Raw genomic sequence first — 4,832 nt, forward strand, 5'->3', positions numbered from 1 at the left:
GTCCCGTGCCGTGCGCGGTACGACGGCTCAGTGGGCGCCGGCGAGTTCGCCGGAGAGCCGTCCGTGCAGGTCGGCGCTGGACGTGTTGAGGCCGGTGATCTCCACCGTCTTGCCGCGCTGGGCGTACCTGGTCTCGACCGCGTCGAGGGCGGCCACCGAGGAGGCGTCCCAGATGTGCGCCCGGCTGAGGTCGATGACGACCTCGCCGGGGTCCCCGGCGTAGTCGAACCGGCCGACGAGGTCGTTGCTGGAGGCGAAGAACAGCGCGCCGGTGACGGTGTAGACGACCCGGCCGCCGTCCGGGTCGGTGCGGGCGGTGACCTCGGCGAGGTGGGCGACGCGCCTGGCGAAGATCACCATGGCGGTGACGGAGCCGACGACGACGCCGACGGCGAGGTTGCCGGTGGCGACGACACAGACGACGGTGATCACCATGACGGTGATCTCCCCGGCGGGCATCCGGCGCAGGGTCGCGGGGGCGACGGAGTGCCAGTCGAAGGTCGCGAAGCACACCATCACCATCACGGCGACGAGGGCGGCCATCGGGATGTCGGAGACGACCGGGCCGAAGGCGACGCACAGCACCATCAGGAACGAGCCCGCCAGGAACGTCGACAGGCGGGTGCGCGCGCCGGACACCTTCACGTTGATCATGGTCTGGCCGATCACCGCGCAGCCGCCCATGCCGCCGAGGAAGCCGGTGACGATGTTCGCGACGCCCTGGCCGATCGACTCGCGGGTCTTGGAGGAGCGGGTGTCGGTGATCTCGTCCACCAGCTTGGCGGTCATCAGCGACTCCATCAGGCCGACCAGCGCCATCGCGAGCGCGTAGGGGGCGATGACCGCCAGGGTGTGCGCGGTGAACGGCACGTCCGGCAGCCCCGGCACCGGCAGCGAGGACGGCAGGTCGCCCTTGTCGCCCACGGTGGGCACGGCGATCCCGGCTCCGACGGTGACGGCGGTCAGGATCACGATCGACACCAGCGGCGCGGGGACCACCGTGGTGACCTTCGGGAAGAACACCATCAGCGCCAGGCCGCCGATCATCAGCGGGTACACCGCCCAGGGCACGTCGTGCATCTCGGGGACCTGCGCCATGAAGACCAGGATCGCCAGCGCGTTGACGAAGCCGACCATCACCGAGCGCGGCACGAAGCGCAACAGCTTCGCCACCCCCACCGCGCCCAGCACAATCTGGAAGACACCGGCCAGGATGACGGCGGCGACCAGGTAGCCGAAGCCGTGCTCGCGGTTCAGCGGCGCGATCACCAGCGCGACCGCGCCGGTCGCCGCCGAGATCATCGCCCGGCGCCCGCCGACGATCGAGATGGTGACGGCCATGGTGAAGGACGCGAACAGGCCGATCTTCGGGTCGACCCCGGCGATGACCGAGAACGAGATCGCCTCGGGGATCAGCGCCAGCGCGACCACCAGGCCGGCCAGCACCTCGGTGCGCCAGACCTTCGGGTCGTTCAGCCAGTCGGGGCGGAGGCCGCGCAGCCGCGCGGCGGGAGGGACAGCGGTCGTGGACAAGGGACGTGGACACCCGTCGTGCTCGGGCGCGGCCCGCGGGGGCGCGCGGAACAGGGACGCGGAAGGCCGAGGCGGCATCCCGCGGATCACCCGCGGTGGCGGGCGGAAGACTGGGCAGGTGCGGGAGGACCACGGGGGCGGGGGTCAGCTCACCGCACGGTGCGTCACGGGGGACAGGCGGCGCGGAGCATCCGGGGCGTGCGCACGCTGCTCCTCCTGCTGCTCCTGCTCGGCGAGGTCGCGGGGCGCCCATCGGCTCGGCTGCTCGGCCCGGCGAAGGGCACGCGGTGCCGCTCCCGCGCCCGCCAACCCTACCCTAACGTTAGGGTAGGGATCGCCGGGGCCGTCCGCCCCGGAACGGAGGAGGGGCAGGGAGCGGGGATGGCATCCGAACACATGCGGATCGGCGAGGTCGCCGCGCGCACCGAGCTGTCCCTGCGCACGATCCGGCACTACGAGGAGACCGGGCTGGTGATCCCCTCCGCCCGTTCCCAGGGAGGCTTCCGCCTCTACACCGAGGCGGACGTCGCCCGCCTGATGGTGATCCGCCGGATGAAGCCGCTCGGGTTCACCCTCGACCAGATGCGCGACCTGCTGGAAGCCACCGACCTCCTCGACGCCGGACCGGCCGGGGCCGGACCCGCCGGGGCCCGACCGACCGGTGCCGCCGAGCGGGAGGAGCTGCTGGAGCGGGTCCGCCGCTACGAACAGGCCGCCGCCGACCGCGTCGCCGACCTGCGCGTCCAGCTCTCCCGCGCCGAGGACTTCGCCGCCACCCTGCGCGAGCGGCTCCGGGCCGCCGGAGATCCCCCACAGGCCTCCTGACATGGGATCGAGCGGGGAACCGGATTCACTCCGGCTCGCGTTCGCGGGAGCCCCGAGAGCGTTCCGCACCCGACCGACGACGGCTCGTGACCCGGCCTCCCATGATGGGATGGAGGCGATACGAACCGTCTGACGAGAGGTGACGAGGATGTCCGAGAGCACGATGCGGGCGATGGCGTACGAGACCTACGGCGGGACGGAGGTGCTGCGCGAGACCCGGCTCCCGCTGCCGAAGGTCGCGCCCGGCGAGGTCCTCGTCAAGGTCCGGTACGCCGCGGTCAACCCGGTCGACTGGAAGCTGATGGCGGGCGGGCTGGACGGCCTGATGGACGTCGTGTTCCCCGTGGTGCCGGGGTGGGACGTGGCCGGCACGGTCGAGCGGGTCGGCATCGACGTTCCCGAGTTCGCGGTCGGCGACGAGGTGATGGCGTACGCCCGCCAGGACTACGTGCACGGCGGCACGTTCGCGGAGTACGTCAAGGTGCCCGTCCGTTCCCTGGCCGCCAAGCCCGCCTCGCTGGGCTGGGAGCAGGCCGCCGCCCTGCCGCTGGCCGGCCTGACCGCGAGCCAGCTCGTCACCCGCCTCGGCACCGGCCCCGGCGACACCGTCCTGGTCCACGGCGCGGCCGGCGGCGTGGGCTCCTTCGCCGTCCAGATCGCCCGGGAGCTCGGAGCGCGCGTCATCGGCACCGCGTCCCCGCGCAACCACGCGCGGCTGCGCGAGCTGGGCTGCGAGCCCGTCGCGTACGGGGACGGGCTGACCGACCGGGTGTGGGCGCTGGCCCCGGACGGGGTGTCCGTCGTCGCGGACTGCGTCGGCGGCGTCCTGGACGTCACGCTGGCCGTCCTCGCCGAGGGCGGGCGGCACGCCTCGATCGCCGACGACACGGTGCTCGGCGCGGGCGGCGAGTGGATCTGGGTCCGTCCGTCCGGCGAGGAGCTCGCTGAGCTGGGCAGGCTCGCGGCGGCGGGCCGGCTGACGGTGGACGTCGCGGCGACGTTCCCCCTGTCGGACCTCGCCGAGGCCTTCGCACTGAACCAGGAGGGCCACACCCAGGGGAAGATCGTCGTCAAGGTCTGACCCGGCGCCCGACCCGCCCTCGCATTCCACGGGGCGGGCCGGGGGTTCCGCCCGGCCACTTGCATTACCCGGCGCGTGCAACTATTGTCATTACACGTAACGCGCCCCTGCACCTATTCGGGGCTCCCCTCCCCAGGTTTGTGGAGTGCACCGACATGTCCCTCAAGGAACTCCTCCCCGGCAAGCTCGGCTTCGGCACCGCCCCGCTCGGCAACATGTACCGCGCCATCCCCGACGACGAGGCCGCCGCGACCATCGAGGCCGCCTGGCAGCACGGCATCCGCTCCTTCGACACCGCCCCGTCCTACGGCGCCGGCCTCGCCGAGGAGCGCCTGGGCCGGGCGCTGGCCACCAGGCCGCGCGACTCCTACGTCGTGTCGACGAAGGTCGGCCGCGTCATCCTCGACGAGACGGAGGACGGCGAGCGCGACCTCGGCGAGAAGAGCGGACTGTTCCGGCACGGCAACCCCAACAGGATGCTCGACTCCCTGACCGCCGAGGCCACCGAGCGTTCCATCGAGGACAGCCTCAAGCGCCTGGGCACCGACCGCCTGGACATCGTCTGGGTCCACGACATCGCCCAGGACATCCACGGCGACCAGTGGCTGGCCAGGTTCGAGGAGGCCCGCACCGGAGCATTCCGCGTCCTGTCCCGGATGCGCGACGAGGGCGTCATCAAGGCCTGGGGCCTGGGCGTCAACAGGACCGAGCCGATCGAGCTCACCCTCGCCCTCGACGAGCCGCAGCCCGACGGCTTCCTCCTCGCCGGCCGCTACACCCTCCTCGACCACGAGCACGCCCTGCAGCGCCTGCTGCCGATGGCGCGGGAGCAGAACGTCGACATGGTCGTCGGCGGCCCCTACAGCTCGGGCGTCCTCGTCGGCGGCACCCACTTCGAGTACCAGCCCGCCCCGCGGCACATCCTGGACAAGGTCGCCCGCATCCAGGCCCTCACCGCCCGCCACGGCGTGTCCGTCAAGGCCGCCGCCCTCCAGTTCTCCCTCGCCCACCCGGTGAGCGCCGCCGTCATCCCCGGCGCCACCAAGCCCAGCCGCATCGCCGAGGACACCGCCGCCCTCGACGAGACCGTCCCCGCCGCGTTCTGGGCCGACCTGCGCGCCGCCGGCCTCGTCAGCCCGGCCGCTCCGCTGCCCGACGGCGCCTGAGCGCGGTCGGCACAGGAACGCCTGCCCGGAAGGACCCGCCTTGAACACGTACTCATCCCATCGCACGGTTTCGCTGTCGTCTGACACTGACGTGTCGGAGGAAGCGCGCACGACCACGCCGGCGGGCCCGGGCACGTGGGCAGCGGCCATCCTGGTCTGCGTCCTCGCCGGCGCCGCCCCGCTCTTTTTTTTTTTTGACTTCGCGTGCTGAAGTAGAGGTAGTGAGA

At 72.4% G+C, this 4,832-nt stretch carries 4 protein-coding genes; 3 read left to right on the forward strand and 1 reads right to left on the reverse strand.

The features are described from left to right. Positions 1 to 27 precede the first annotated feature (27 nt). On the reverse strand, positions 28 to 1,533 hold the full coding sequence (locus ACFRMQ_RS38185; protein ID WP_380735477.1) for a SulP family inorganic anion transporter: 1,506 nt from the start codon (positions 1,531 to 1,533) through the stop codon (positions 28 to 30). Between the two features lie 381 nt (positions 1,534 to 1,914). Here ACFRMQ_RS38185 and ACFRMQ_RS38190 point away from each other — a divergent pair, with 381 nt between their 5' ends. The 3 genes from ACFRMQ_RS38190 (at position 1,915) to ACFRMQ_RS38200 (ending at position 4,605) form a co-directional block, all read left to right on the forward strand. Next, positions 1,915 to 2,358, forward strand: coding sequence for a MerR family transcriptional regulator (locus tag ACFRMQ_RS38190; RefSeq protein WP_380735478.1), 444 nt, complete (start codon positions 1,915 to 1,917; stop codon positions 2,356 to 2,358). A 163-nt stretch (positions 2,359 to 2,521) separates the two neighbouring features. Next, entirely contained in the window at positions 2,522 to 3,439 is a 918-nt protein-coding gene (locus ACFRMQ_RS38195; protein WP_380735480.1) for an NADP-dependent oxidoreductase, read from the forward strand. Between the two features lie 155 nt (positions 3,440 to 3,594). Further along, on the forward strand, positions 3,595 to 4,605 hold the full coding sequence (locus tag ACFRMQ_RS38200; RefSeq protein WP_380735479.1) for an aldo/keto reductase: 1,011 nt from the start codon (positions 3,595 to 3,597) through the stop codon (positions 4,603 to 4,605). Positions 4,606 to 4,832 lie beyond the last annotated feature (227 nt).

This window comes from Kitasatospora sp. NPDC056783, from assembly GCF_042789895.1.
Taxonomy (GTDB): domain Bacteria; phylum Actinomycetota; class Actinomycetes; order Streptomycetales; family Streptomycetaceae; genus Kitasatospora.

Coding starts and splice junctions, on each gene's coding strand:
- ACFRMQ_RS38190 (WP_380735478.1), top strand. CDS start 1,915: ATGGCATCCGAACACATGCGGATCGGCGAGGTCGCCGCGCGCACCGAG.
- ACFRMQ_RS38195 (WP_380735480.1), top strand. CDS start 2,522: ATGCGGGCGATGGCGTACGAGACCTACGGCGGGACGGAGGTGCTGCGC.
- ACFRMQ_RS38200 (WP_380735479.1), top strand. CDS start 3,595: ATGTCCCTCAAGGAACTCCTCCCCGGCAAGCTCGGCTTCGGCACCGCC.